23 protein-coding genes are annotated in these 22,916 nt (G+C 48.2%); 8 read left to right on the plus strand and 15 right to left on the minus strand.

What is annotated here, in order from left to right:
* The first annotated feature begins 75 nt into the window (after window positions 1–75).
* Window positions 76–1,275, plus strand: a complete 1,200-nt coding sequence (locus KNO69_RS07190; protein WP_214817063.1) for a hypothetical protein — start codon at window positions 76–78, stop codon at window positions 1,273–1,275.
* Between the two features lie 15 nt (window positions 1,276–1,290).
* Here KNO69_RS07190 and nhaC read toward each other — a convergent pair whose 3' ends face one another.
* The 14 genes from nhaC to KNO69_RS07260 form a co-directional block, all read right to left on the minus strand.
* Complete coding sequence (nhaC, locus tag KNO69_RS07195; protein ID WP_483297358.1) at window positions 1,291–2,691, minus strand: Na+/H+ antiporter NhaC; 1,401 nt, start codon at window positions 2,689–2,691, stop codon at window positions 1,291–1,293.
* Window positions 2,692–2,853: 162 nt separating this feature from the next.
* Window positions 2,854–3,942, minus strand: a complete 1,089-nt coding sequence (locus KNO69_RS07200; RefSeq protein ID WP_214817068.1) for an amidohydrolase — start codon at window positions 3,940–3,942, stop codon at window positions 2,854–2,856.
* A 16-nt stretch (window positions 3,943–3,958) separates the two neighbouring features.
* Window positions 3,959–4,303 (minus strand): DoxX family protein, encoded by a 345-nt coding sequence (locus tag KNO69_RS07205; RefSeq protein ID WP_078146805.1) that lies wholly within the window; start codon window positions 4,301–4,303, stop codon window positions 3,959–3,961.
* Between the two features lie 56 nt (window positions 4,304–4,359).
* Window positions 4,360–5,625, minus strand: a complete 1,266-nt coding sequence (locus KNO69_RS07210; RefSeq protein WP_078146804.1) for a S1C family serine protease — start codon at window positions 5,623–5,625, stop codon at window positions 4,360–4,362.
* A 111-nt stretch (window positions 5,626–5,736) separates the two neighbouring features.
* Entirely contained in the window at window positions 5,737–6,555 is an 819-nt protein-coding gene (locus KNO69_RS07215) for a fumarylacetoacetate hydrolase family protein (protein WP_074037123.1), read from the minus strand.
* Between the two features lie 55 nt (window positions 6,556–6,610).
* Window positions 6,611–7,066 (minus strand): anaerobic ribonucleoside-triphosphate reductase activating protein, encoded by a 456-nt coding sequence (nrdG, locus tag KNO69_RS07220; RefSeq protein ID WP_074037124.1) that lies wholly within the window; start codon window positions 7,064–7,066, stop codon window positions 6,611–6,613.
* A complete protein-coding gene (locus KNO69_RS07225) occupies window positions 7,044–8,894 on the minus strand; it encodes an anaerobic ribonucleoside triphosphate reductase (RefSeq protein ID WP_214817071.1) in 1,851 nt (616 codons plus the stop codon). The genes nrdG and KNO69_RS07225 overlap by 23 nt, the downstream gene beginning before the upstream one ends.
* A 191-nt stretch (window positions 8,895–9,085) precedes the next feature.
* Window positions 9,086–9,916 (minus strand): formate/nitrite transporter family protein, encoded by an 831-nt coding sequence (locus tag KNO69_RS07230; protein ID WP_041918029.1) that lies wholly within the window; start codon window positions 9,914–9,916, stop codon window positions 9,086–9,088.
* Between the two features lie 213 nt (window positions 9,917–10,129).
* Entirely contained in the window at window positions 10,130–10,777 is a 648-nt protein-coding gene (locus tag KNO69_RS07235; protein WP_214688815.1) for a 50S ribosomal protein L25/general stress protein Ctc, read from the minus strand.
* 165 nt (window positions 10,778–10,942) lie between these two features.
* Complete coding sequence (gene mutL, locus KNO69_RS07240) at window positions 10,943–12,760, minus strand: DNA mismatch repair endonuclease MutL (protein WP_214817074.1); 1,818 nt, start codon at window positions 12,758–12,760, stop codon at window positions 10,943–10,945.
* A 4-nt stretch (window positions 12,761–12,764) separates the two neighbouring features.
* A complete protein-coding gene (gene mutS, locus KNO69_RS07245; RefSeq protein WP_214817077.1) occupies window positions 12,765–15,293 on the minus strand; it encodes a DNA mismatch repair protein MutS in 2,529 nt (842 codons plus the stop codon).
* 53 nt (window positions 15,294–15,346) lie between these two features.
* Window positions 15,347–15,778 carry a YlbF/YmcA family competence regulator gene (locus KNO69_RS07250; protein ID WP_214817080.1) on the minus strand — a complete coding sequence of 144 codons (432 nt, stop codon included), beginning with the start codon at window positions 15,776–15,778 and terminating at the stop codon, window positions 15,347–15,349.
* Window positions 15,779–15,836: 58 nt separating this feature from the next.
* Window positions 15,837–16,295, minus strand: a complete 459-nt coding sequence (locus tag KNO69_RS07255; protein ID WP_214817083.1) for a GNAT family N-acetyltransferase — start codon at window positions 16,293–16,295, stop codon at window positions 15,837–15,839.
* A gap of 10 nt (window positions 16,296–16,305) precedes the next feature.
* Window positions 16,306–17,772 (minus strand): phytoene desaturase family protein, encoded by a 1,467-nt coding sequence (locus KNO69_RS07260; protein WP_214817086.1) that lies wholly within the window; start codon window positions 17,770–17,772, stop codon window positions 16,306–16,308.
* Between the two features lie 138 nt (window positions 17,773–17,910).
* Between KNO69_RS07260 and KNO69_RS07265 the strand changes: the two genes are divergently transcribed.
* The 7 genes from KNO69_RS07265 (at window position 17,911) to KNO69_RS07295 (ending at window position 22,311) form a co-directional block, all read left to right on the plus strand.
* Complete coding sequence (locus tag KNO69_RS07265; protein ID WP_214817089.1) at window positions 17,911–18,411, plus strand: hypothetical protein; 501 nt, start codon at window positions 17,911–17,913, stop codon at window positions 18,409–18,411.
* Between the two features lies 1 nt (window position 18,412).
* Window positions 18,413–18,874, plus strand: coding sequence for an NUDIX hydrolase (locus tag KNO69_RS07270; protein WP_251124884.1), 462 nt, complete (start codon window positions 18,413–18,415; stop codon window positions 18,872–18,874).
* On the plus strand, window positions 18,871–19,392 hold the full coding sequence (locus tag KNO69_RS07275; protein ID WP_214817092.1) for a DNA topology modulation protein: 522 nt from the start codon (window positions 18,871–18,873) through the stop codon (window positions 19,390–19,392). The genes KNO69_RS07270 and KNO69_RS07275 overlap by 4 nt, the downstream gene beginning before the upstream one ends.
* A complete protein-coding gene (locus KNO69_RS07280; protein WP_214817094.1) occupies window positions 19,389–19,739 on the plus strand; it encodes a VOC family protein in 351 nt (116 codons plus the stop codon). Before KNO69_RS07275 ends, KNO69_RS07280 begins: the two co-directional genes overlap by 4 nt.
* Window positions 19,740–19,899: 160 nt before the next feature.
* A complete protein-coding gene (locus tag KNO69_RS07285) occupies window positions 19,900–20,409 on the plus strand; it encodes a P-loop nucleotide/nucleoside kinase family protein (protein ID WP_285800570.1) in 510 nt (169 codons plus the stop codon).
* A 124-nt stretch (window positions 20,410–20,533) separates the two neighbouring features.
* A complete protein-coding gene (locus KNO69_RS07290; RefSeq protein ID WP_214817098.1) occupies window positions 20,534–21,301 on the plus strand; it encodes a transporter substrate-binding domain-containing protein in 768 nt (255 codons plus the stop codon).
* Window positions 21,298–22,311, plus strand: a complete 1,014-nt coding sequence (locus KNO69_RS07295; protein WP_214817100.1) for a pyridoxal phosphate-dependent aminotransferase — start codon at window positions 21,298–21,300, stop codon at window positions 22,309–22,311. The genes KNO69_RS07290 and KNO69_RS07295 overlap by 4 nt, the downstream gene beginning before the upstream one ends.
* A gap of 22 nt (window positions 22,312–22,333) precedes the next feature.
* Here KNO69_RS07295 and KNO69_RS07300 read toward each other — a convergent pair whose 3' ends face one another.
* A complete protein-coding gene (locus KNO69_RS07300) occupies window positions 22,334–22,888 on the minus strand; it encodes a maltose acetyltransferase domain-containing protein (protein WP_285800571.1) in 555 nt (184 codons plus the stop codon).
* Between the last annotated feature and the right edge of the window lie 28 nt (window positions 22,889–22,916).

The raw sequence follows: 22,916 nt of genomic DNA on the forward strand, positions 1-22,916 counted from the left end.
ATCACTCCTTTACTTCAACTGTCCTTTCCTCTATATTGTCGTTATATAGTCGCTAAATTGCAAGGGGGATTTTACATGTCCATCCATATCGCCGTTGTCGGCTCACCATCGTTTATACAACAGGTACAGAACGGTTCTTCCTTACCCGATGTTAGAATCGAGGGATTTCCTTATGATGACCCGCGAGAAGCGAAAGACATCGCTACGCATCTCTTATTTTTCGACGGAGTGTTCTTTTCCGGTTCATTCCCTTATACGTATGCGACGGAGGAAGCGACCCTTCCATTTGCCCATCACGTCGTTCAAGATGATGTCGTGTTATTGACGTCACTCTTATATATGACATTGACACATCAGCTCCGACTCGAACATCTCTCAATCGATCTCGTTGATGCATCACGACTTGATTCGATTTTAGCATCGTTTCCAAGCCACATGTCGCCACCGCAAGTGAAAGAACTCAGTCCGTATATGAATTTCGAAGAGTTGATTTCGTTTCATGAGCAACTTCAACGAACTGGGACGACTCGATTCGCCTTGACGAGTGTCGAACGAGTCCATCGACACTTAGTGGAAAATGGTTTTGCTAGCCAACTCATGATTGAGCCGGAAGAGAGAATTCTCCACCACTTCCATGATTTTATTCAACAGATTCGTTTGAACAAATCGGACCAGTCACAACTCGCTGTGCTCTTCTACTCGGATGCAAGTGAAGATACGCTCAACCATACGACAAAACATCATTATTTCGGTGGTAAATTGATGGAGTCCACTCAAGACGGCATCATCCTATTATCGAGTAAAGGAAAGATTGAATCCGCCATGTCAAACGGTTTCATCTTGCCAGAGGAAACTCCTGGTCATGTAGGTATCGGGTATGGGTCAGATTATCAACGTGCCATTGAGCATGCCGAACTTGCACTTCATACGACAAGTAATTCCACTATACGAATCGTCGACGATTCAAAACGAATGACGTTCACCGATCAACCGGCACCGATTCATTTCCGTGTCACGCAAACGCGTGTCTATGACATGATGAAGCAGACGGGTATGAGTCCGATTAATATCGAAAAGCTCATTCACTTTTCAACGGACCATCTCGAGTTTACAGCGAAAGAGTTGACCGACCATTTAAACGTGACACGTCGTACGACAGAGCGACTCATCAAAAAATTGGTTGATGCAAAACTCGTTCATCGGATTGGCGAAGAAATGAGCTACAGCCAAGGTCGTCCGCGTACCGTCTATAAATTTCAATTCCCGGTCGATTGACGACCGGGAATCGTTTTATTGAGCCGCTTGTTCCGCGACAGGTTCTTCCTGTTGGATGACCGCCATGCGCTCAATCGTATATCCCGTGAAGGCATATACAATCGAAATGACCGGTACAATGAAGTTCAAGACGGCATACGGTGCATATTCGAAAGCTCCGACCCCGAGTGTACCGAGAATGAATACCCCACACGTGTTCCACGGGATGAACACCGATGTCAATGTTCCACCATCCTCGAGGGCACGAGATAAGTTTTTCGACTGTAGTCCCATTTTTTCATATGCTCCAGCAAACATTCTCGACGGGACGACGATTGAGATGTACTGCTCCGAACACGTCGCATTCGTTGCAATCCCAGCTAAAATCGTTGAAGCAATCAACGAACCTGCCGTTTTCGCCAACTTCAAAATTTGGTTCATAATGGATTGTAGCATTCCCGAATATTCTAAAATCCCCCCGAACGTCATCGCGACGATGGTCATCGAGACCGTGTACATCATCGCATCAAGACCACCTCTACTGAAGAGGTTATCGACCAGTTCATTTCCCGTCTCGATGACATAACCACTCTGAAGAGCGCCTACGCTGTCAGCGAGCGTTCCACCTTGAATGAACACTTGAGCCAAGAAGCCCAGTGCAATCCCGACGACGAGCGCCGGAATCGCTGGCACCTTCTTTGCAACGAGCAAAATGACAGCTAGTGGGACGATGAGTAACCATGGTGAGATGACAAAACTGTCCTCTAAAATCGTCAATGTCTGTGTGATTTCAGACGAGTCTGTCGAAGAATCTGCAAATCGTCTACCGAGCCATGCGTATACCCCGACTGCAATGATGAGTCCTGGAATTGTCGTATAGAGCATGTGCCGAATATGTATGAATAAATTCGTATGAGTTAATCCTGCCGCCAAGTTTGTCGTGTCTGACAAAGGCGACATCTTATCCCCAAAGTAAGCTCCTGAGATGACAGCCCCCGCTACCATCGGCGCCGGTATCCCCATACTCAGCCCGATGCCCATCCCCGCTACTCCAATCGTCCCCATCGTCGACCATGAACTCCCGATTGAGAGCGCGACGACCGCACAGATGAGACAAATCGTTAACAAAAAGTATGCCGGTGAGATGATCTTCAGTCCGAAATAGATCATCGTGGCAACAATTCCTCCACCGATCCATGCCCCAATCGTCAACCCGACCAAAATGATGATGACGACTGCCGGTAAGGCGAGACGAATCCCTTTATACATCATCTCTTCAATCTCTTTCCACTTGAACCCGTGACGCCAGGCGACGATTGAAGCGACTGCCGTTCCGACGATGAGCGGAATGTGTGGACCTTGACCGAGCTTAACGATCGAGATGAGCATGACGACGATCATCACCCCGAGTGGCAAGAGCGCCCACCCTAACTTCATGTCTTGCTTGTTCCCCGTTGTTTCCATCTAACTTCCTCCCCTATAGCGAAAATTCAGAATTGTCGTTATATTGTCGCTAATAACGTTATGATAGCGCTTACAAGTGATGGATGCAATAAAAAAATGAGTGGACAGACATCTGTCTATCCCACCCATCTTGATTTATGTTGCTGCAATCCGGAGCGCATCCGCGAGCAGGAGTGCCCCGTCATTTAAGGCGTCACGGTCAAACGCCATATGCGGATGATGGAGTCCTGGACCCAAATCAGCCCCGATTCCAATCATCGTCGCATCTAGCATCGGCTTCTCGACGGTATAAAAATGAAAATCATCGCTACCTGACGTGACGATCCGTTCGACGAGAGCCGACTGACCGAAGCGTAGCTCGATCGCCTGCTTCGCAATCTGACTTGACTCTTCCCCAACGACGGCTCCCGGTGTGAAGTCTTGCCACTCCCATTCAAGTTTCACACGATGAAGCTGACCGACTTGGAGTAACATGTCTTCGACACGATTGCGCAGTTCGAGCAATTCTTCATTTTGTTGGGCACGGACGTCAATCGAGAACGTCGCATTTCCTGGAATGATGTTCATGTTGTCACTCCCGGCGTGTACCTTCGTCAACTTGACAGAGTGCGGCTCAAACGGTGACAAGTAAATGCTTTTAAGCATGTGTTGAATCGTGAAGATGACATCGAGTGCGTTTTGTCCTTGATGTGGTCTCGCACCATGCGCATCATCCCCAATGACCTCTCCCTTTAAGAAGAAGGCAGCACCATGTTGAATCGCCGCCGCATATTGTCCCCTTTTCAACTCTTCTTGTGGACGTAAATGGATTCCGAATAGTTGCGTCACGTCCTCTAACGCCCCTCGTTCGATCATGGCGAGCGAACCATTTCCTTGCTCTTCGGCAGGTTGGAAGATGAAACGGATTCGCTTTTGTAACATTTCGTCTTTCAACTGTTCGAGCGCACCGAGTACCATGCTGATGTTCGCGTCGTGCCCACATGAATGGTTCGCTCGAAACGTACCGTCCACTTGTTGCCATAACGCGTCGATATCGGCGCGGACCGCAATCACTTCTTCTCCCGATCCAATCTCCGCGATTACTCCGGTCACGTCCTCAAACGTTCGATGGGGAATCGACCAGTCTGATAAGATGGATGCGATTGTTCGAGTCGTCTCGACTTCTTTCCAACTGATTTCCGGATGAGCATGGAAATGCTCAAACCACTTGAGTACGCTTGTCATATGTATCTCCACACCTTTATATTTTTTTGACACCTTTGATCAAAACCCATTGAAGCGGGAGTCGTCCCCATGTAATCCATTTCGGAATGACCTTCCCACCGATTCTAGATGGCTTGACGGCCATGTTGATATTTGCCGGGAAGACGGCGATAAAAAATGCCGGTAGCGTCCGTTTCACGAACGATGTTCCCTTGTTGAGTAAGAGCATCGCCCCGAACACGACTTCAACGACTCCGCTTAGTTGCACCATCAGTCGGCGGAACGGCCAAGATTTCGGAATAATCGACATGAACGCCTTCTCTCTTACAAAATGTAAAATTCCTGCCCCGAATAGTAACACCCCATATAAATTTCGTACCATAACTCATCCTCCTTTTGTATAAGCATAGCAAAAAAGGCGGGCATATTGCCCACCTTTTACAATGCAGAACCGTTCGCATTTTGAATCTCGACTTGAACCGTCTCCGTTTTTCCGTCCCGGATATATTCGATGTCGACCGTTCCGTCCGTATCGCGAATTAATTCACTACGGAGGTCGATGAACGAGCTGACGTCTTTGTCATTGATTTTCACGATGACGTCACGTGCCTTAAGACCCGCTTTCGCAGCTGAACTATTTTGTTGCACTTCCACGATGATTGTTCCCGCCGTCACCGATTCAGGCAAGTTGATTTGTTCCGTCAAGTAACCTTGAGGGAACTCTGATACGTCACGAAGTGAGACGCCGAGTGACGGATGATTCACTTCTCCCGTCTGTTCGATTTGATTGATGAGCGGAAGGGCGATGTCGACTGGGATTGAGAATCCGACTCCCTCGACTTCTGCTGTCGCAATTTTCATCGAGTTGATTCCGACGAGTTGTCCTTCTTCGTTGATTAACGCACCACCTGAGTTACCTGGGTTGATGGCCGCATCCGTTTGAATGACCTCGGCATTGAAGTCGGCCTGTCCGTTCTCATCCGTATCGACGGGTACGAGGCGTGACGTCGATGAGACGACACCGCGTGTCACGGAGTTCTCGAATTGTCCAAGCGGATTCCCGATGGCGATGACCGTTTGACCCGGTTTCAACTCGCTCGATTTGCCGATTGAGATGACGGCCGGTACTTTGTCAGCGTCCACTTTCAAGACGGCCAAGTCATACGTCGCGTCACTTCCCATGAGTGTCGCTTCCGCAGTCGTTCCGTCATTAAAGGTGACCGTCAGCTTGTCCGCTCCGTTGACAACGTGATGGTTCGTCGCGATAAATGCCGAGTCACCTTCTTTTTTATAGATGACACCTGATCCGACTCCAGCCTCGACCGCCTCACTCGAGAAGCCAGTTTGGGCGAAGTTGTTCACGGTGACGACTGCAGGTTGAGCGGTCGCGACGGCATTCGTGACCGAAGAATCGGATACGTTCGATGACGTTTGGACCGGAGTCCCTTGCGAGGTCACGTTCGTATCACTCACACTCGTAGCCGGTTGGTCGATAAACGGATATGCGATTGCGCCCGTCAACAACGCCCCGATGACCCCACCGACAAGTCCCGGGAACATACGGCTGACGAATGACGGTTTTGTTTGTGTTCGTACCATTGTCTCTTCTCGGTTGGATGAACCAAGTTCTGTATCTAACCAATCTTTTTGTTGCTCTGATTCATGTAATTGATCGCGTTCATTTGATTGATCGTGACGATCCATAATGATTCATCTCCTCTGTGTTATCTTCTACCCTTACTATAACGAAGAGGAACACTAATTTATAAAATGATAAATGAATTACAAGATTCTTCACATTTTACGTCATTTCATTCAGACAATCACATTTCTTAACGTACCGAGACCTTCAATCGTCACTTCGACCGTGTCTCCCGTTTGTAGATACGTCGGTGGCGTCATCCCGTGCCCAACTCCGGCTGGTGTACCCGTCGCGATGACGTCGCCCGCTTCGAGCGTCATGCCTTTCGACAGTGTACGAATGAGTTCATCAATCGGACGAATCATATCGGCTGTCGTCCCATCTTGACGCGTCTCCCCATTGACACTTGTTTTGATTTGGAGAGGGAACTGGAGCTCGTCCGGTGTGACGACGAACGGTCCCATCGGACAAAACGTATCGAACGACTTGCCACGGAAGAATTGGACATGTTCTTTTTGCACGTCTCGAGCCGTCACATCGTTTAGAATGGTGTAACCGAAAATGTGCTCCTCGACCGCTTCGATGTCTCGTCCAGACTTGCCGATGATGACGGCGAGCTCACCTTCATAGTCAAGTTTGTCCGTCAATTCAGGATGACGCTCAATGACCGCTTCCGGACCGACGACCGAGGTCGGTGCTTTCGTGAAGATGACGAGTTTCCCTGCTCCTGCTGTATCCATCTCTTTCACGTGTTCTTCGTAGTTCTTGCCGATACAAATCACGTTTTTCAATGGACGGTACGGGGCGAGTAGTTTCACATCCGTCATTCGGTATGAGGGCGCCACGTCCAAATCGATATCTGGTTCGAACTCACGCGCGATCACTTCTAATAAATTTGTCGTATGTACTTGATTGCTGACATCGTAGACGAAATCGCCTTTGACAATCCCCACTCGTTGCTCTTCTTGCATCTCAAAACTGCACCATTTCATTGAAAACTCCCCCTTTTTCAACATTATACAAAAAATCGAGACATCTCTGCCTCGATTATACTTTATTCAAAAAGATGATTCGTTGATTACTCGATCCTCGAAAACGAAGTCCCATATCTCGTAGCGACTGCTCGTAACGACCGTCGACGAGCACATCGGCGTAGTCCAACACGGTTTGAATCGCTTCGTCATGCATCGCTTCCAACTGTTCGAGCGTATAACCCGTATACACCCACACATTTTTACCGAGCGACTTACATGCCGTGACGAGTTTTGCTAACGCTGACGATTGAAGAAACGGTTCGCCTCCAGATATGGTCACCCCGTCCCAACCACTGAGCTTGACGCGCTGAACAAGTTCCTCTACTTCGACATCCTCACCCCCGGTTGGATTCCACGAGGAAGGATTGTGACACCCTTTACAGTGATGCGGACAGCCAGCAGTAAAGATGACCGTCCGAATCCCCGGTCCGTCAACGACGGATTCTTCAACGACGGATAGAATGCGCATCGTGTTTCACCCTCGCCCGCTCTTCTTCTCGCTTCGCCGTATTCCAACGGTCCATCGTCCCGACCAAATAACCGGTGATGCGGCGGATTCGTTCAATGTTTGTATCCTCGCCACACGTCGGACAGGCATCGTCAATCAGTCCTTCTAACCCACAATTTCCGCAACGATCGACCGGATGATTGATGGAACCGTAGCCGATATCATGCTGTCGCATCAAGCGGACAATCGATTCCACCGCTTCCGCATTGTGGGCAAGTGACCCATCGACTTCGACATATGAAATATGTCCCGCGTCACACAATGCGTGATACGGTGCCTCGATTCGGATTTTCTCACGAATTGATACAGACTGATAGACCGGCACGTGGAATGAATTTGTATAAAAGGCACGATTAGTGACACCTTCAATCATCCCAAACGTTTCCTGGTCTCGCGTCACAAATTTACCTGACAATCCTTCTGCCGGTGTCGCGACCAACGAAAAGTTCAAGTCGTACGTTTCGGCTGCCGCACGCATGCGATTGGCCAAATGCGTGACGATGTCAAGACCGAGTCGCTCCGCTTCACGCGACTCAGCATGTGTACCTCCCGTCAACACCTTCAACGTTTCAGCGAGTCCGATGAAACCGAGTGAAAGCGTTCCTTGTTTCAATACGTCTCGGACTTCATCATGAATATGTAACTGCTCACTTCCACGCCAGACACCTTGTGTGTAAAGGAAACGAAATTCTTCAGCGCGACGCGTACATTGATATTCGAAACGCTCGACCAACTGTTCGATCCCGATGTCGACATATCGGTTGAGAATGCTGTAAAAATCCGAGATCGACTCCGAGACAAGTGCCATCTTCACCAAGTTGAGTGTGGAAAAGGAAAGATTGCCACGACCGATCGACGTCTCTTCTCCGTGCCGGTTTCCCATGACCCGAGTGCGGCAACCCATATACGCCACTTCAGATGCATGCGTGCCATCATAGTAAGCAGCATTGAACGGGGCATCGATGAAGGAAAAATTCGGAAATAGCCGTTTTCCTGTGACCCGACATGCTTCACGGAAAAGATCGACGTTCGGATCGTCCTCCCGAAAGTTGATTCCTTCCTTCACTTTAAAGATTTGAATAGGAAAAATCGGAGTCTCTCCGTTCCCTAACCCTCGTTCCGTGGCACGAAGTAACTCTCGAATGAGGATACGTCCCCACTTTGATGTGTCCGTTCCATAATTGATCGAAACGAAAGGCACTTGCCCGCCACCTCGTGAGTGCATGGAGTTCGCATTGTGGATGAACGCCTCACACGCCTGATACGTCGCCGAAATCGTCTCTTCTTCCGCGAGTGTCTCCAATTGCGTTTCTTCCCAGTCAACGGGTAAGGATTGGAGTCGGCTCAGTTGACGCTCATATGTCTTCTCGACATACGGTGCCAAGTCGACGTCAAACATCGGGAAGGCCTGCCCCCCATGCTGCATATTTTGATTCGCTTGAAGGATGATCGATGCGAGTGCCATGGCGGAGCGAATGTCCTTTGGTGACCTGATTGTTCCATGCCCCGTATGGAATCCATCTTTTAATAATTGACCGAGTGGAATTTGACAACATGTCGTCGAGCCTGTGATGTAATAGTCGGCGTCGTGCACGTATAAATAGTTATCAGTGACGGCCTGTTTTGGTCGCTCCGACATCAAATACGTCTGCGATAGTTCTTTCGACACTTCCGAAGAGAGTCGTGCTAGTTTCCCGAGCGGGGATTTACCGTCCACGTTCGCATTCTCTTGTACCAAGTCTTGGTCTGGTAAGACACAGACGTCCTCATACAACTGCAGTAATTTCAAAACCCATCACCTCACTATATATGGATTCAAAACATTCATATTCGTTTTAAGAATCCTATATATAGATTATGGCATGTGTTTTTCTCGATGGTCACGAGTCGATATTGTGACAGTTTACGTGTGGTCATACGATAAAAAAGAGCCTCGTCTTCGGTAAGACAAGGCTCTACGTTATATGTGACAAACATCATTTATTTAACAGCTTTTACAACTTTTAATTCGACTTCTTCTTCTAATTCTTGTGCTTCACGGAGACCTTTCGAGTTGAGCCATGTATAGATGGCTCCCATGAAGAGCGCTCCACCGATGATGTTACCGAACGTCGCAGGAATCAAGTTATGAATCGCACCTGCCATGCTAATCGTCTCAGGGTGTGGGACGACGAGCGTCAAGGCGAACAAGACGAAGTTGGCGATGACGTGGTCGAATCCTGAAGCGAAGAAAACCGCGACAAGGAAGATCATCGAGAAGATTTGAGCGAACTCATTTTTCATTTGTTTCGGTAAGAAAATAGCGAGACAGACCATCCAGTTACAGAAGATGGCGCGGAAGAAAATTTCGACCGTCGTATGATGCATTTTACTTTCAACAACGGAGAACAACCAGTTGTTCATCCCGAGTTCTTGGATGACGCCAGTCGGTGCAAGTAGTAAGGCGAATAGGATTCCCCCGAGTGCGTTCCCGACGAAACAGAGTAACCAGACGAGCATCGTGTCACTGAGCGTCGTGTAACCGCGAAGTGTCGACGTTGTGAAATACATCGTATTCCCCGTGAACAACTCGGCTCCCCCATAGATGATCATGACGAGCGCAATCCCGAACGAGAAGCCCCCGATGAGTGTCGTGAACGGAGATTCCGCTAAATACATCCCGTTGACGACTTTCAACGTGAAGATTGAAGCAAAGCCGATAAAGATCCCGGCTAACATTGCCCGTAAAAAGTATTCCATTGGACGATAATGAATCATTTGCGAGGAAGCCTGTGCTTTTTTCCGTAACGATTCGAGTGCATGGATTTCCATTGATGCCATGTCACAAACCCTTCTTTCTGAATAATTAAATAGGAAAGTATCAGTTCGAATATGTGAAATCATTAACAATATAAACTGTACAGTCTCTGTTGGCAATCACCTCTAGAAGGAATTGACAGAGTGTTCACATCGTAATCGTTTACATGTGGCGGATTTGTGAAAAACAAAAAAGTGCTCCGATTTCTCGAAGCACTTGTGTAACTCTTATTCTTTATCCTCAGACGATTCTTCAGCTTCTTCCGATGAAGCTTCTGATGCTTCCTCTTGAGTTGAACCTTCTTCCGACTCTTCCTCTTCAACTTCTGCAACCGGCTCATTCACAGAGGCGATGTGCATATCTGGTTCCGAGACGATCGTGTACGATTTGTCTTCTGGAAGATCTGCTACCGTCACCGAATCACCGATTCCAAGCTCTGAGACATCGAGTTCGATGCGTTCTGGGATGTTGGCAGGTGTCGCAGCGACCGTCACTTTATAAAGTGACTGGGCGAGATATCCGCCTTCTTTGACGCCTTTCGCGTCGCCGACAAGGACGATATCCGCTTCAACTTCTGTCTCTTCATCCATCTTCACGGCCATGAATTCGACGTGCTGATAGAAGTTAGTGAACGGGTCCGTTTCCGATCCGTGCACGAGCGTGTTGATTTTATTTCCATCGTAATGGAGTTCAATCAAAGCATTGTCACCATGGTCTCGGAGAATTTTACGAAGGTCCATCTCGTCAAACACGATTGGTGTGCTGTCTACTTTATAACCGTAGACAACGCCTAACGCTTTTCCTTCGTTACGCAACTTCGTGCGTAGTGATCGTGGGCGTAATTCTCGTTTTGATACTTGAAGTTTGTTCGTCATTTTCTTTTCCTCCTACATGGATATACATTTCATGTCGACATCTTGAGGGTGAGGCAGTGAAAAAGCCACCTCTCAACCTCGATGCGTTGAGTGACATGTGTATAGTTTTCCCATGTGGGCTCCTGCATAAACGTTACATCGTGTTAAAACAAGGTAACAAGACGATTACATGACGCGTTTAAATAACTTCTCAAGCTCATACGTGCTCCATTTCACGAGAATCGGTCGCCCGTGCGGACAGGTAAACGGAGAGGTCGTACGACTCAAATCATCAATCAATTGTCGCATCATCTCCCTATTGAGTGGATGGTTCGCTTTGATCGATCGTTTACACGCCATGAGGATTGATGCTTCTTCGCGATATTTCGCGATGTCAATTGACCGCTGATGAATGGCCATCTCCACCAGATCACGAATCGTGCCCTCTAAGTCATGTTGCGGATACCATGTTGGAATTTCACGGACAAGGAACGTGTTTCCCCCAAACGGCTCTAACGTGATGCCGGCATCCGCTAGAAGCGGGAGCACTTCTTCGATAGCGAGCGTCTCTTCTTGCGTGAAATCTAACGTCAATGGGATTAAGAGGAGTTGATACTCTTTATCCGGACGTCCTAACTGCTCATAAAACAACTCATACTTGATGCGTTCCTGGGCGGCATGTTGGTCCATCACGTACATCCCGTCTTCCGCTCCACAGATGATATAACTCGAATGGAGTTGCCCGATGACGTCTAACGCCGGAAGACGCTCCGACTGACGTACAGGCTCTTCGACCTGTTTTGGTTCAATCATCTCTGGTTCCGGTTCATGAACGAGCGGAGACGGATTCCATTGGGAAGGAGACGTGAGCGACTCTTTTCGCTCCCGAGGAATCGGATAGTTCCACTCGACCGGATCTGCCTGTTTAGGTTGGGGCTCCATCGAAAAGTCGAGTTTCGACTGTTCGGACGGTGTCACACGTTTCGGCTTCGGCTCTTGTTTCACAGACGGAATGAGACGTTGCTCCCGGAGCGTCAATTGAACGGTCTCTCGGATGAGCTGGCACAGTTCTTTTTCTTTCGACAAGCGCACTTCACGTTTTGTCGGATGGACGTTCACGTCAATCAACATCGGGTCCATCTTCACTTCGAGCACGGCAATTGGATAGCGACCGATCGGTAAGAGCGTATGGTAGCCTTCAAGCACGCTTTGGGTCAGTGCAAAGTTCTTGATGCTTCGACCGTTTAAGATGAGAGTCACGTACTGTTTGTTCGAACGGGTCACTTCCGGGCGTACGAGATGGGCGCTCAGCGTATAATCGTTCGTCTTACTCGACGCCGTGACGATTTGTGCGGCGACTTGGCGACCATAGATGGCAAGCATGACTTGTTTCAAGTCTCCATTCCCGTTCGTACGCAACAATTCTTTCTCTTCATGAAAGACGGTGAATCGAATCTCCGGATGAGACAGCGCTAAACGGTTCAACGTATCCGTAATACTCGCGAGTTCCGTTGCTGACGTCTTCAAATATTTGAGACGGGCCGGTGTGTTGAAGAAGAGCTGGCTAACCGCGATTTCGGTCCCGACGTTCGTCGCCGTCGGATTCGTCGCCTTGACGACTCCACCTTCAAGCGTCATCTCAAAACCATCCTCATCTGCTCGCTTTGACTTCAAGGAGACGTGACTGACCGACGCGATCGAGGCGAGTGCCTCACCGCGGAAGCCGAGCGTCCGAATCCGGAACAAGTCGTGCTCGTCCCGGATTTTACTCGTCGCATGTCGCAAGAAAGCTCGCGCCGCGTCTTCTACATGGAACCCATGCCCGTTGTCACGGACTTTGATGAGACGGATGCCCGCCTCTTGTAAGTCGACATCCACTTTCGTCGCTCCCGCATCAATCGCATTTTCGACTAATTCTTTGACGACGGAAGCCGGTCGTTCGACGACCTCCCCGGCTGCGATTCGGTTCGCAAGTTGTTCAGGTAACTCTCGAATGATTCCCATCGACTCACCCTTTCTTTGCGGTCTGTTGCAGTTCGTAGAGCGCCTGCATCGCTTCGATTGGATTCATTGCCAATAGATCGAGTTTGAGCAGCTGTTCTCGAACAGCGTCATGCGACTCGAACAATGACAACTGGCTGACTTCTTCCACTGAAGGTGGAGCAGGTCGCTCGTTCAAACTCGGTTTCGTTGCTTCCGATTCGAGTTCTGACAGAATCGTCCGGGCCCGGTCAATCAATGAACCCGGAAGTTCAGCCAATTCTGCCACATGAATCCCATATGATTTGTCTGCACGTCCAGGATGCACTTCGTGGAGGAAGACGACTCGTCCATCCCGCTCAATCGCCCGGACATGAACATTCTCAAGTGACGGAATCGAGTCCTCGAGCACCGTCAGTTCATGATAGTGCGTCGAGAACAGTGTCTTCGCGCCGATTGACGAGGCGATATATTCAACGATTGCCTGTGCGAGCGCCATTCCGTCATAGGTCGACGTCCCGCGACCGATTTCATCTAATAAAATCAAACTATGTTCCGTCGCCTCGGTGACGGCTTGGCGCGTCTCGGTCATCTCGACCATGAACGTCGACTGTCCGCTCACCAAATCGTCCGCCGCACCGATTCGTGTGAAGATACGGTCAAAGAGTGGAAGTTCCGCCGCTTCGGCCGGGACGAATGAACCGATTTGATGTAGGATCGCAATCAAGGCAAATTGACGCATGTACGTCGATTTACCGGACATGTTCGGTCCGGTGATGAGTAACATTTGACGCGTGTCGTCAAGCGTCAAGTCATTGGCGACATATTCGCCTCGCGGCAAGACCGTCTCAATGACAGGGTGACGCCCACGTTCAATTTGGACGTGAGATGTCGTAACTGGGCGAACGTATTCCCGCTTCTCCGCCACGACGGCAAGGGCGAGGAGAACATCCAACTCACTGAGTGAACGGGCCAATTGTTGAAGGTCCTTCGTATACGTCTTCACTTCTTCGCGAAGTGCGACAAACAAATCATATTCGAGCGTACAGCTCTTCTCTTCCGCACCTAAGATGAGGGCTTCCTTCTCTTTCAGCTCTGGAGTGATGTATCGTTCCGCATTCGTCAACGTCTGCTTCCGTTCATAACGCCCTTCTTCGAGCAACTTCGCATTTGCTTTCGTCACTTCCAAGTAGTAACCGAATACGCGGTTATACCCGACCTTCAACGACTTGATGCCGGTCGCGATGCGTTCCTGTTGCTCGAGGTTGGCAATCCACGATTTCCCGTTCGCTTTCGCTTCTAACAGTTCGTCGAGCTCATCCGAATACCCGTGACGAATCATCCCGCCTTCTTTCGTCGAAATCGGAGGTGAATCGACAAGGGCAGCCCGAAGCTGTTCACTCAATGTCTCGAACGAGTCGAGCTTTTGTTCAATCTGCTGCAAGCGATCGGCTTTCACTGTTTGTAAGAGTGACCGGACAGAAGGCATCCGCTCGAGTGTGTCGCGAAGTTGGACGAGATCTCGCGCATTCGCCGTCCCGTACCCAACTTTAGCGACAAGGCGTTCGATGTCATAGACTCGCTTCAACTCTTCTTGTAGTTGATCGCGCAACATGAAGTCGTCCACCAAGTTCTCGACGGCATCCTGTCGCTCTTTGATGCCTTGCTCTGTATAGAGTGGCTGTTCGAGCCAACGCTTCAACAAACGACCGCCCATCGCCGTCGTCGTCTCATCAAGGAGTGAAAGGAGTGACCCTTTCCGTTCCCCTGAACGAGCCGAACGGAATAACTCAAGATTTCGGGCCGTATTGGCGTCAAGTTGCATGTGCTGTTCAACTTCATAGGCGACAGCTGGTTGCAAGTGATCGAGCGAACGTTTCTGTGTTTTCGTGAGATAAGCGAACAACAACTCAAACGCCGAACGCTGTGGCTCATCTTTCGCACCTTGTGCGAGCGGACTCTCCCGCTTGTCCACTTGAATCGAGAGAGGGATCCCGGTCTGACGTAACAAGTCGGCCAACCGTTCATCCTCGACGATGACCTCGTTCGGGAGCAATCCTTCGATTTCCCGCAAGACGGCCTCTTCTGACGAGAGTGTCGTCAACCATGATTCCCCCGTCGTGACGTCACCGCGAGCAATTCCGAATCGCCCTGCGACGTCCGAGATGGCGACGAGATATCGGTTTTCTTTTTCACTGAGTGACGCCATGTATGTACCCGGCGTGATCACTTGGATGACTTCCCGCTTCACGAGTCCTTTCGTCGCTTTCGGGTCTTCTGTCTGTTCACAGATGGCGACGTTAAAACCTTTTTCAATCAATTGTTCAATGTAGATTGCTGCGGAATGATGCGGAACGCCACACATCGGGATTGGATGCTCGGCCTGCTTTCCGTTTTTAGAAGTGAGCGTGAGCTCTAACTCTTTTGCAACAATTTGTGCATCTTCAAAAAACAACTCGTAAAAGTCGCCGAGTCGATAGAATAAAAAGGCGTCCGGATAGTCGGCCTTGATAGAGAAATATTGTTTCATCATTGGTGTCTGATGGACTTCTTGCATGTTGATTCACCTCTAGAAAGTACAACAGCTGACCATCGGCCAGCTGTGTCGTTTTAGTATCCGCAGCCGCCGCGTGCTTGTTCAGCCGCCATGCCGCTCCCTGTCTTTCCTGCAAGGACGTCACCGTCCGTCGATTCGATGATACGGTCCGTCACGGAGTTCGCGAGCGTCACCGTCACGTATTGAAGCAAATCGTTCACTTCGACTTGAGTTTCCTGGAACGCTTGAACGACCGGAATTGAATCGAGTTCTTCCATCGCTTTATCAATCTTTTGCTCGACTTTCGCAAGTGCTTCCGTCTTACCATAGTGCTTACAGTTGACGGCTTCTTTTTGTAAGAACTTGATTCGTTTAATCAAAGTCTGTACGCGGTCACTTCCGTTTACTTTCGCTTCCGCTTCTTTGAAGCGCGCCACTTCTGGTGTTTGTGCTAATACATCTGCCAATTCTCTTGCTTTTGCAATTACTTGTTGATTGGTCACCATTGTAAACCCCTTTATGTCTATAATGTAATCGTGCTCAAAAGCACGTGAATGTTCTTTCTCATTCTAACATGAACGATTCCGAAACGGTACTAGCGGGATTCGTTGATTCACGTAACATATCGACATGTGGAATACTATCTTCTTGATACACATCACTCGTCCGTTTGAAGCCAAACGAGGCATAAAAAGGTTCCACATACGTCTGCGCTTGCAGGTATAACGTCTCATGTCCAAAATCTTTGATTGCCGCATCCATCAAGAGGCGGGAATACCCTTTCCCTCGATGCGTCGCTTTCGTGACGACACGTCCGATGGCGATCGGAGATGCTTCCGTCAATACGCGAAGGGCGGAGACAATCTCTCCATCTTCTTCAATCCAATAATGGATGGCTTGTTCATCTTTTCCATCGATTTCTTGATACGGACAGTTTTGTTCGACGACGAAAATCTCGGTTCGTAATGCCAGTAAGCGATACAATTCCATCGTTGTCAGTTCATCAAACGCTTTTTTCTTCATCAGTATCCCCCTAATCAATCGTCACCCCGAGTGCCCGGGCGACATGTAATCCGCTCGTCATCGCGCCAATCGTCCCCGCTCCTGGAAATACGGTATCCCCGCATACAAAAAAGTTCGGCAAGTCGGTGCGATAACTCGCAGCGCGAAAGAGCGCCTGGCTAGGAGTCTGCGCATAACCTCCGACTGCCCCATGCGGTCGCTTCGTATACTTCACCCATGCCCCGGGTCCACCAGGAAGAAGTAGTGACGACTCGCGGTCCCAAGCGGGAAAAGCAGTTGCGACGACGTCGACGAGACGATTGGTCCAATCTTGCTCTAGTTTCTCATATGCCGCCCGGTCTTTCCAATGTTGCCATTCTGATAAATCGATATGTGTGGATACCGTGATGGTCCGTTCCGGTTTTTCTGTGCGCAACACGTCATCCGGCGCGGACATGGAAATGAACGCATGCCCACTCGGTAATCGCTCGTGATAGATTTGTTGAAACAGCGGTTTCTGTCGACACACATCCTCAGGCAAGACGAGATAGAGACTGAACGTGCCCCATTGCGACTGCTTCAATTGTCTGCGGTATTGTCGTTTGAAGCATCGTTGTTCTTGTCCTCTCAGAAGTTCGCTCGTCCGCTCAATCGGGATGGCGGAAACAATGACATCGACTAGTTCAAGTCGTCCTCTTCGATCGGTGATGAGCCATCCATCTGTCACTCGTTCGATGGACTGGACGTCTCTCCCTAATTTCGTCTCCCCACCAAACGTCCGAACGGCGCGCTCTAATGCATGAGCCAATTGATACAGTCCACCTTCCACATAGTACGCCCCTTCGTGATAGACCGACAGCGCCACTGCACCGAGTAAATGACTCGCTTCTTTCGCACCGGTTTGCAAACTGTCGAGCAGAACGCCATCGATAAATCGCTCGAACATCGTACCGTTTAGTCCATGACGAGCTAACGTGTCACCGAGTGGCCGCTGGAGTTTGAGAAGCGTTGTGATTTGATTCGGTCGAAAACCTTTCAGCGCGTAAACTATGTCTGATGTCGTCCGAAGTGGAAGAGCGGGCAACTGCTGAAACAACGGACGAATCTTCTCAAAATCGCCCCACACTTCACGGTAAAACGCATGGATTCCCTTATAATGCTCTGAGAACACGCGACTGAGCTCCTCAAGAAGACGCTTTCGGTCGCGAAAGTAAGTGACGGTGACGTCAGGCAGTTGAATGTCCATCACCGCGTCCAGTAACGTCACCTCGACCGATTCGCCCAATTTCTGAAGAACCCGCTGATGGACCCCTCCTCGTTCGAATCCCATACCGAGCGTTGCGCCTGCAGGAAACAAGTAGTCACCCCGTTGAAACTTGCCGGCACACCCACCCCATTCACGCGATGCTTCTAATACAATCACATTATGCCCTTTCTGTTGCGCGAGCGCAGCTGCAGTCAAACCCGCAACGCCTCCACCTATGACCCCGATTTTCATGTACATCCCTCCTCTCTATATCATACCTGCTCATTCAAAAACTTGAAGAAATGAATCGGTTTTTGAGATTCCAGCGTTCTTTTGAAGGGAACTGATTCTCTTATGCAGAAATAGTTTACAGTCTGAAAAGGTAAGGTGATGAAAATGCGTAGTCGTGTCATGGTTTATTTATTGATTCCCATCCTCATCTTTATTGGTATACTGATTACCCCACCTTCCGAGGAATCACTCAAGCTCGCGACGATGACCGTCGTCAGCATTCAGGAGATGATTCCTTACGAAAAAGAGTATACGGCACAGAAAGTGCTAGAAGAGCGATCTATGGACGACAAATCAGCCACCATCGAAGAATGGCGTCTCGAGCAAGGAGCGAGAACGTCTTATAGTTATGTACTCAGACTGAGAGGATTTGACCATGTGACACAGATTGATGCAGGAGCGGCCAACACGAGATCGGACGGCTATTACGCGATGCAGGCGCATAGCCCTATTTTTGAGACGGACAAGCCCGTGTCCACGAACTATCCGATTGTCGTGTTCAGTTCGGAACAACGTCTCGTTATCGGACAGATGGATGTCCGGGTCATTTACGAAGAGGACGGTCAATTGAAGAAATGGATTGTATTGGAGGATCTATAAGTTGAAAAATTATATACATTCGATGAGAGAGCTCATCGGTAACCGTCCTTTCATTATGGTCGGTGCTGCAGTAGCTGTACAAAATGATAATCAAGAATTTTTATTTCAACTAAGGAAAGATACAAAGGAATGGGGACTTCCTGGAGGGGCGATGGAACCCGGAGAAACAATTGAACAAACAGCACAAAGAGAATTGTATGAAGAAACGGGTCTCTCTTCCAACCAATTAACTCTAATCTCAGTTTTCTCTGGACCTGATTTTTTCTTTGAATATCCAAATGGCGATCAAGTACATAATGTTACCCATTTATTCATCACTGACACAGTGACGGGCACGTTATGTTTAAACGATGATGAAGGAATAGATTTAAAATATTTTTCACTACAAAATCTACCAGAAAACATGGATGCACGGGCAAAGTTAATCTTATCGAGTCCATCAATGAAAGAAGTGACTATATGAAACGCATCATGATCATCGGTTCTGGTGGTGCGGGGAAATCCACACTCGCCCGTCAACTCGGTGAACGATTACATCTCGATGTCTATCATTTGGACGCTCTCATGTGGAGACCAGGATGGGTGATGGCGCCGAGAGCGGAACGAATCGACATCCAACAACAACTCGTGAAGAAGGATGAATGGATCATCGATGGAAATTTCGGGAATACCCTTGATTTACGACTACAGGCAGCGGACACTGTCATTTTAATCGATCTTCCACGCATCGTCTGTATATATCGCGTCCTCAAGCGAGTTGTCCGATATCGTGGTACGACACGACCGGATATGGGTGCATCCTGTGAGGAAAAACTCGATTTCGCATTCCTGAAGTGGGTTTGGAATTTTCCTGACATTCAAAAGCCAGAGATGGTCAAACGAATCAAACAATATTCTCACGAGAAACAGATCATCGTCTTAAAATCTCGGAAAGATGTTGAAAACTTCATTCATCAAATGAAAAGGCAGGAGTTTCTATGAACCCTATCCTTCACAAAATCGGTACCATTTTCATTCCGGTAAGTGATATTCAAAAAGCGCGTGACTGGTATTGTGATTTATTCGACCTTTCAACAAAAGGAGAAATCTTATTCGACCATTTATATGTCATTCCATTAGAGGGTACTAACCTCGTTTTAGATAGCAACATCTACTCAAAAGAGAACATCATCCAGATACCACTGTTTCACTTAAATACACACGATATTCATCAAGCTTATTCTTATATGACTCAAAACGACATTGATGTCATTACACCCATTGAGCACGAACATTGGTTCAATTTCAGAGATCTTGACGGGAACGTCATCATGGTATGCAAATGCTAACATCGGATCAAACCTTTAACTAACCCTATCAGGTTATTCAGGTCGATTGTATCGAAGACTATCTTAAGGAAATGAGTCATTTTAACAAATAAATCAAGTTGTATGAGTAATAAGATTTGCTCCTACTTAGATGTGAGGTGATCATCTGTTTTTTCTTCAAATGTCTGGAACACCTGGATCAGGAAAATCCACATTGGCTAAGCATATCATCCAACACGTACACGCAGTCATCATCGATCATGATGTTTCAAAGACCGCCCTACTCCATACGCTTCCTGATGGCAACTTCTCGGATGGAGAAATCGGGAAGATGGCTTATGATGTCGATTGGTCCCTCGTCGAGTATCACCTATCACTTGGACAAAACGTCATTCTCGACAGTCCTTGTCTCTATGATGAAATGCTCGATAAAGGGATAGCGATTTCCACCAAGTACGGAGCGACTTACCGTTATATCGAGTGTCGTCATGAAATTTACGAAGAAATTAACACACGACTTCGAAACCGTGTCAGACGGCCGAGTCAAATTGATCAAGTTTCGTATGAGAATTGGTCTAAGATGAATGAACACTGCAAACGGCCTACTAACCATCCTTACTTACAAACCTATACGATGGACAATCGAGAAATTCCAATTGAGCGAATTATGTCGTATCTTTTGGAAAACTAAGAAGAGAACGCTTTCAGATAGAAAGTGCTTCTCTTTTTAATAATTTTTGTATATTTATGCTTTACAATTAATAATCATACATATACACTTAGTCTCATCTACAACAGGGAGGCATTATACACATATGAAAAAATGGTTATTAGCAGGATCACTTATGATGAGCGCAGTATTACTCGGTGCATGTAGTCAAGAGACAGAAGGTGAAGCGACAGAACAAAAAACGCTCGTCATGGGGACGAGCGCCGATTACTTCCCATATGAATTTGTCGATACGGCAAACGGGGATGCGATTGTCGGATTTGATATTGAAATCGCGGAGACGATTACAGAACGTCTCGGTTACGAATTGAAGATTGAAGATATGGACTTCGGTAGCTTACTCGGAGCCCTCAATAGCGGGCGTGTCGACTTCGTCATGGCCGGGATGACGCCAACAGAAGAGCGTAAAGAGAATGCCGATTTCTCAGACATCTATCTATCCGCGACAAACTTGATCATGACTAAAGACGAGTCCCTTCAGGCAATCGAAGATTTGTCTGGTAAGAAAATCGGTGTCCAAACGGCTTCGATTCAAGAAAATATCGCTAAAGAACAAGCACCAAACGCTGAACTCGTATCGTTGAACAAGATCCCTGAAATCGTTCAAGAGTTGAACACAGGTCGAATCGATGCAATGGTCATCGAAGACACGGTCGCACAAAAGTATTTAGACCAAGATGACAGCTTCTATACATTCGCTTTGAAAGAGGATGGCGAAAAAGGATCAGCTGCTGCCTTCAAATTAGATGATGAGTTACGTAACCAGTTCAACGAAGAGTTGAACAAGATGATGGAGTCAGGTGAAATCGATGAATTGGTGAAAAAATGGTTCTCGATGGAGCCAACTGAATGAGACAAGTCGAGCTACCGATTTATCCCGTCGTTTATCCGACGGGACATCGGTTAAATCAAAATGAAAGTCAGTTCCCGTTACCTGACCGTATCAAGAGTCAGCTTGATTCGTTGACGTATCATGACTTACACGAATATCCGGTCGAACCGATCAATGAATTGTTCGAATGCTACGCTGCATACGTTGGCGTCACACCCGAGCAATTACTAGTCGGTTGTGGGAGTGATGAGATGATTCATGTCGTGACGCAAGCATTGCTCGCACCACATGACATCGTCTTGTCTCCGGCACCTGACTTTTCGATGTATCCAATCTTCACGACCATCGCACACGGTCATCATGTTCAAGCCGTTGATTTATCATATGAAGGAATGGTAAAGGCGATTGAGACACATCATCCAAAACTTCTTCTCCTATCGAATCCGAACAATCCAACCGGAAAGCTGTGGACCGTAGAAGAGTTGACGCAACTCGCCTCACTCGTGCCGTACCTCGTGGTGGATGAGGCGTACATGGACTTCACACCGAATGACAGCATGATCCCGTTTCTTGCGAAGCATCCGAATCTCATCGTCCTCCGTACGATGTCAAAAGCGTTCGGATTGGCAAACGTCCGAATCGGATTCATGGTGACGAATAGCGAGCTCGCACATTACTTCCGTCAATTCATACCTCCATTTAACATTAGCGGGGTGAGCGCGAAGATTTGCAACATCTTCTTAAAAGATGCGACTTATCTTCACGAAACAATCGAATGGCATGACCAGATGCGTCAAAAGTGGACGCAAGCCTTTGAATCCATCGGGCATGTCCTCCCTGCATCGACAAACTTCTTGTATATCGAGTTAGAACAACCTGAAGCAGTGTGGGCCCATTTGACCGACTTGAACATACACACGTCGAAACAACCTACGGGGATTCGGGTGACGATTGGTGATGAGACGGCGCTTCATCTTGCATATACAGCTATTCAGAAATACAAGCAATCAAGTCATGTCAAAAACTCCTGAACCACGCGTTCAGGAGTTTTTGTCAGTCGATCGTCTTGATCACACGTGCCGGATTTCCTCCGACGACTGTTCGAGATGGCACATCTTTTGTGACGACCGCACCGGATGCGACGACGGCCTCATCCCCAATCGTCACACCGGGATTGATAATCGCCCCTCCACCGATCCACACGCGGTCGCCGATGGTCACCGGCTTCCCGAACTCATATCCTGAGATCCGATCGATCGGATCGATCGGATGTGTCGCCGTATAAATATGTACACCCGGTGCGAGCATGCAGTCATCCCCAAACGTGATGGGACAGATGTCTAGGAAGACACAGTCAAAATTCGCATAGAATCGATCTCCTAAGTGGATGTTATACCCATAATCACATTTGAAGTTCGGCTCGATATAATACGACCCTTTCGTCGATCCGAGTAACGCACCAAGAATCTCTTTTCGTCCTTCCAAATCATCGATTCCAGAACGATTGAATTGTTCAGTTAATCTCCGGGCACGCTTACGGTCTGCAACGAGCGTTTCATCACCAGCTAAATACAGTTCACCACGAATCATCTTTTCTTTTTCCGACATCATAATCCCTCCTTAAAATTAGTATAGA

This window comes from Exiguobacterium sp. s131, from assembly GCF_018617345.1.
In the GTDB taxonomy this organism is placed as follows: domain Bacteria; phylum Bacillota; class Bacilli; order Exiguobacteriales; family Exiguobacteriaceae; genus Exiguobacterium; species Exiguobacterium profundum.

Bases quoted from the DNA above. Each gene is read 5' to 3' on its own strand.
- KNO69_RS07190 (WP_214817063.1), top strand. From the start codon at position 76: ATGTCCATCCATATCGCCGTTGTCGGCTCACCATCGTTTATACAACAG.
- nhaC (WP_483297358.1), bottom strand. From the start codon at position 2,691: ATGAAGTTAGGGTGGGCGCTCTTGCCACTCGGGGTGATGATCGTCGTC.
- KNO69_RS07200 (WP_214817068.1), bottom strand. From the start codon at position 3,942: ATGACAAGCGTACTCAAGTGGTTTGAGCATTTCCATGCTCATCCGGAA.
- KNO69_RS07205 (WP_078146805.1), bottom strand. From the start codon at position 4,303: ATGGTACGAAATTTATATGGGGTGTTACTATTCGGGGCAGGAATTTTA.
- KNO69_RS07210 (WP_078146804.1), bottom strand. From the start codon at position 5,625: ATGGATCGTCACGATCAATCAAATGAACGCGATCAATTACATGAATCA.
- KNO69_RS07215 (WP_074037123.1), bottom strand. From the start codon at position 6,555: ATGAAATGGTGCAGTTTTGAGATGCAAGAAGAGCAACGAGTGGGGATT.
- nrdG (WP_074037124.1), bottom strand. From the start codon at position 7,066: ATGCGCATTCTATCCGTCGTTGAAGAATCCGTCGTTGACGGACCGGGG.
- KNO69_RS07230 (WP_041918029.1), bottom strand. From the start codon at position 9,916: ATGGAAATCCATGCACTCGAATCGTTACGGAAAAAAGCACAGGCTTCC.
- KNO69_RS07235 (WP_214688815.1), bottom strand. From the start codon at position 10,777: ATGACGAACAAACTTCAAGTATCAAAACGAGAATTACGCCCACGATCA.
- mutL (WP_214817074.1), bottom strand. From the start codon at position 12,760: ATGGGAATCATTCGAGAGTTACCTGAACAACTTGCGAACCGAATCGCA.
- mutS (WP_214817077.1), bottom strand. From the start codon at position 15,293: ATGCAAGAAGTCCATCAGACACCAATGATGAAACAATATTTCTCTATC.
- KNO69_RS07250 (WP_214817080.1), bottom strand. From the start codon at position 15,778: ATGGTGACCAATCAACAAGTAATTGCAAAAGCAAGAGAATTGGCAGAT.
- KNO69_RS07255 (WP_214817083.1), bottom strand. From the start codon at position 16,295: ATGAAGAAAAAAGCGTTTGATGAACTGACAACGATGGAATTGTATCGC.
- KNO69_RS07260 (WP_214817086.1), bottom strand. From the start codon at position 17,772: ATGAAAATCGGGGTCATAGGTGGAGGCGTTGCGGGTTTGACTGCAGCT.
- KNO69_RS07265 (WP_214817089.1), top strand. From the start codon at position 17,911: ATGAAAATGCGTAGTCGTGTCATGGTTTATTTATTGATTCCCATCCTC.
- KNO69_RS07275 (WP_214817092.1), top strand. From the start codon at position 18,871: ATGAAACGCATCATGATCATCGGTTCTGGTGGTGCGGGGAAATCCACA.
- KNO69_RS07280 (WP_214817094.1), top strand. From the start codon at position 19,389: ATGAACCCTATCCTTCACAAAATCGGTACCATTTTCATTCCGGTAAGT.
- KNO69_RS07285 (WP_285800570.1), top strand. From the start codon at position 19,900: ATGTCTGGAACACCTGGATCAGGAAAATCCACATTGGCTAAGCATATC.
- KNO69_RS07290 (WP_214817098.1), top strand. From the start codon at position 20,534: ATGAAAAAATGGTTATTAGCAGGATCACTTATGATGAGCGCAGTATTA.
- KNO69_RS07295 (WP_214817100.1), top strand. From the start codon at position 21,298: ATGAGACAAGTCGAGCTACCGATTTATCCCGTCGTTTATCCGACGGGA.
- KNO69_RS07300 (WP_285800571.1), bottom strand. From the start codon at position 22,888: ATGTCGGAAAAAGAAAAGATGATTCGTGGTGAACTGTATTTAGCTGGT.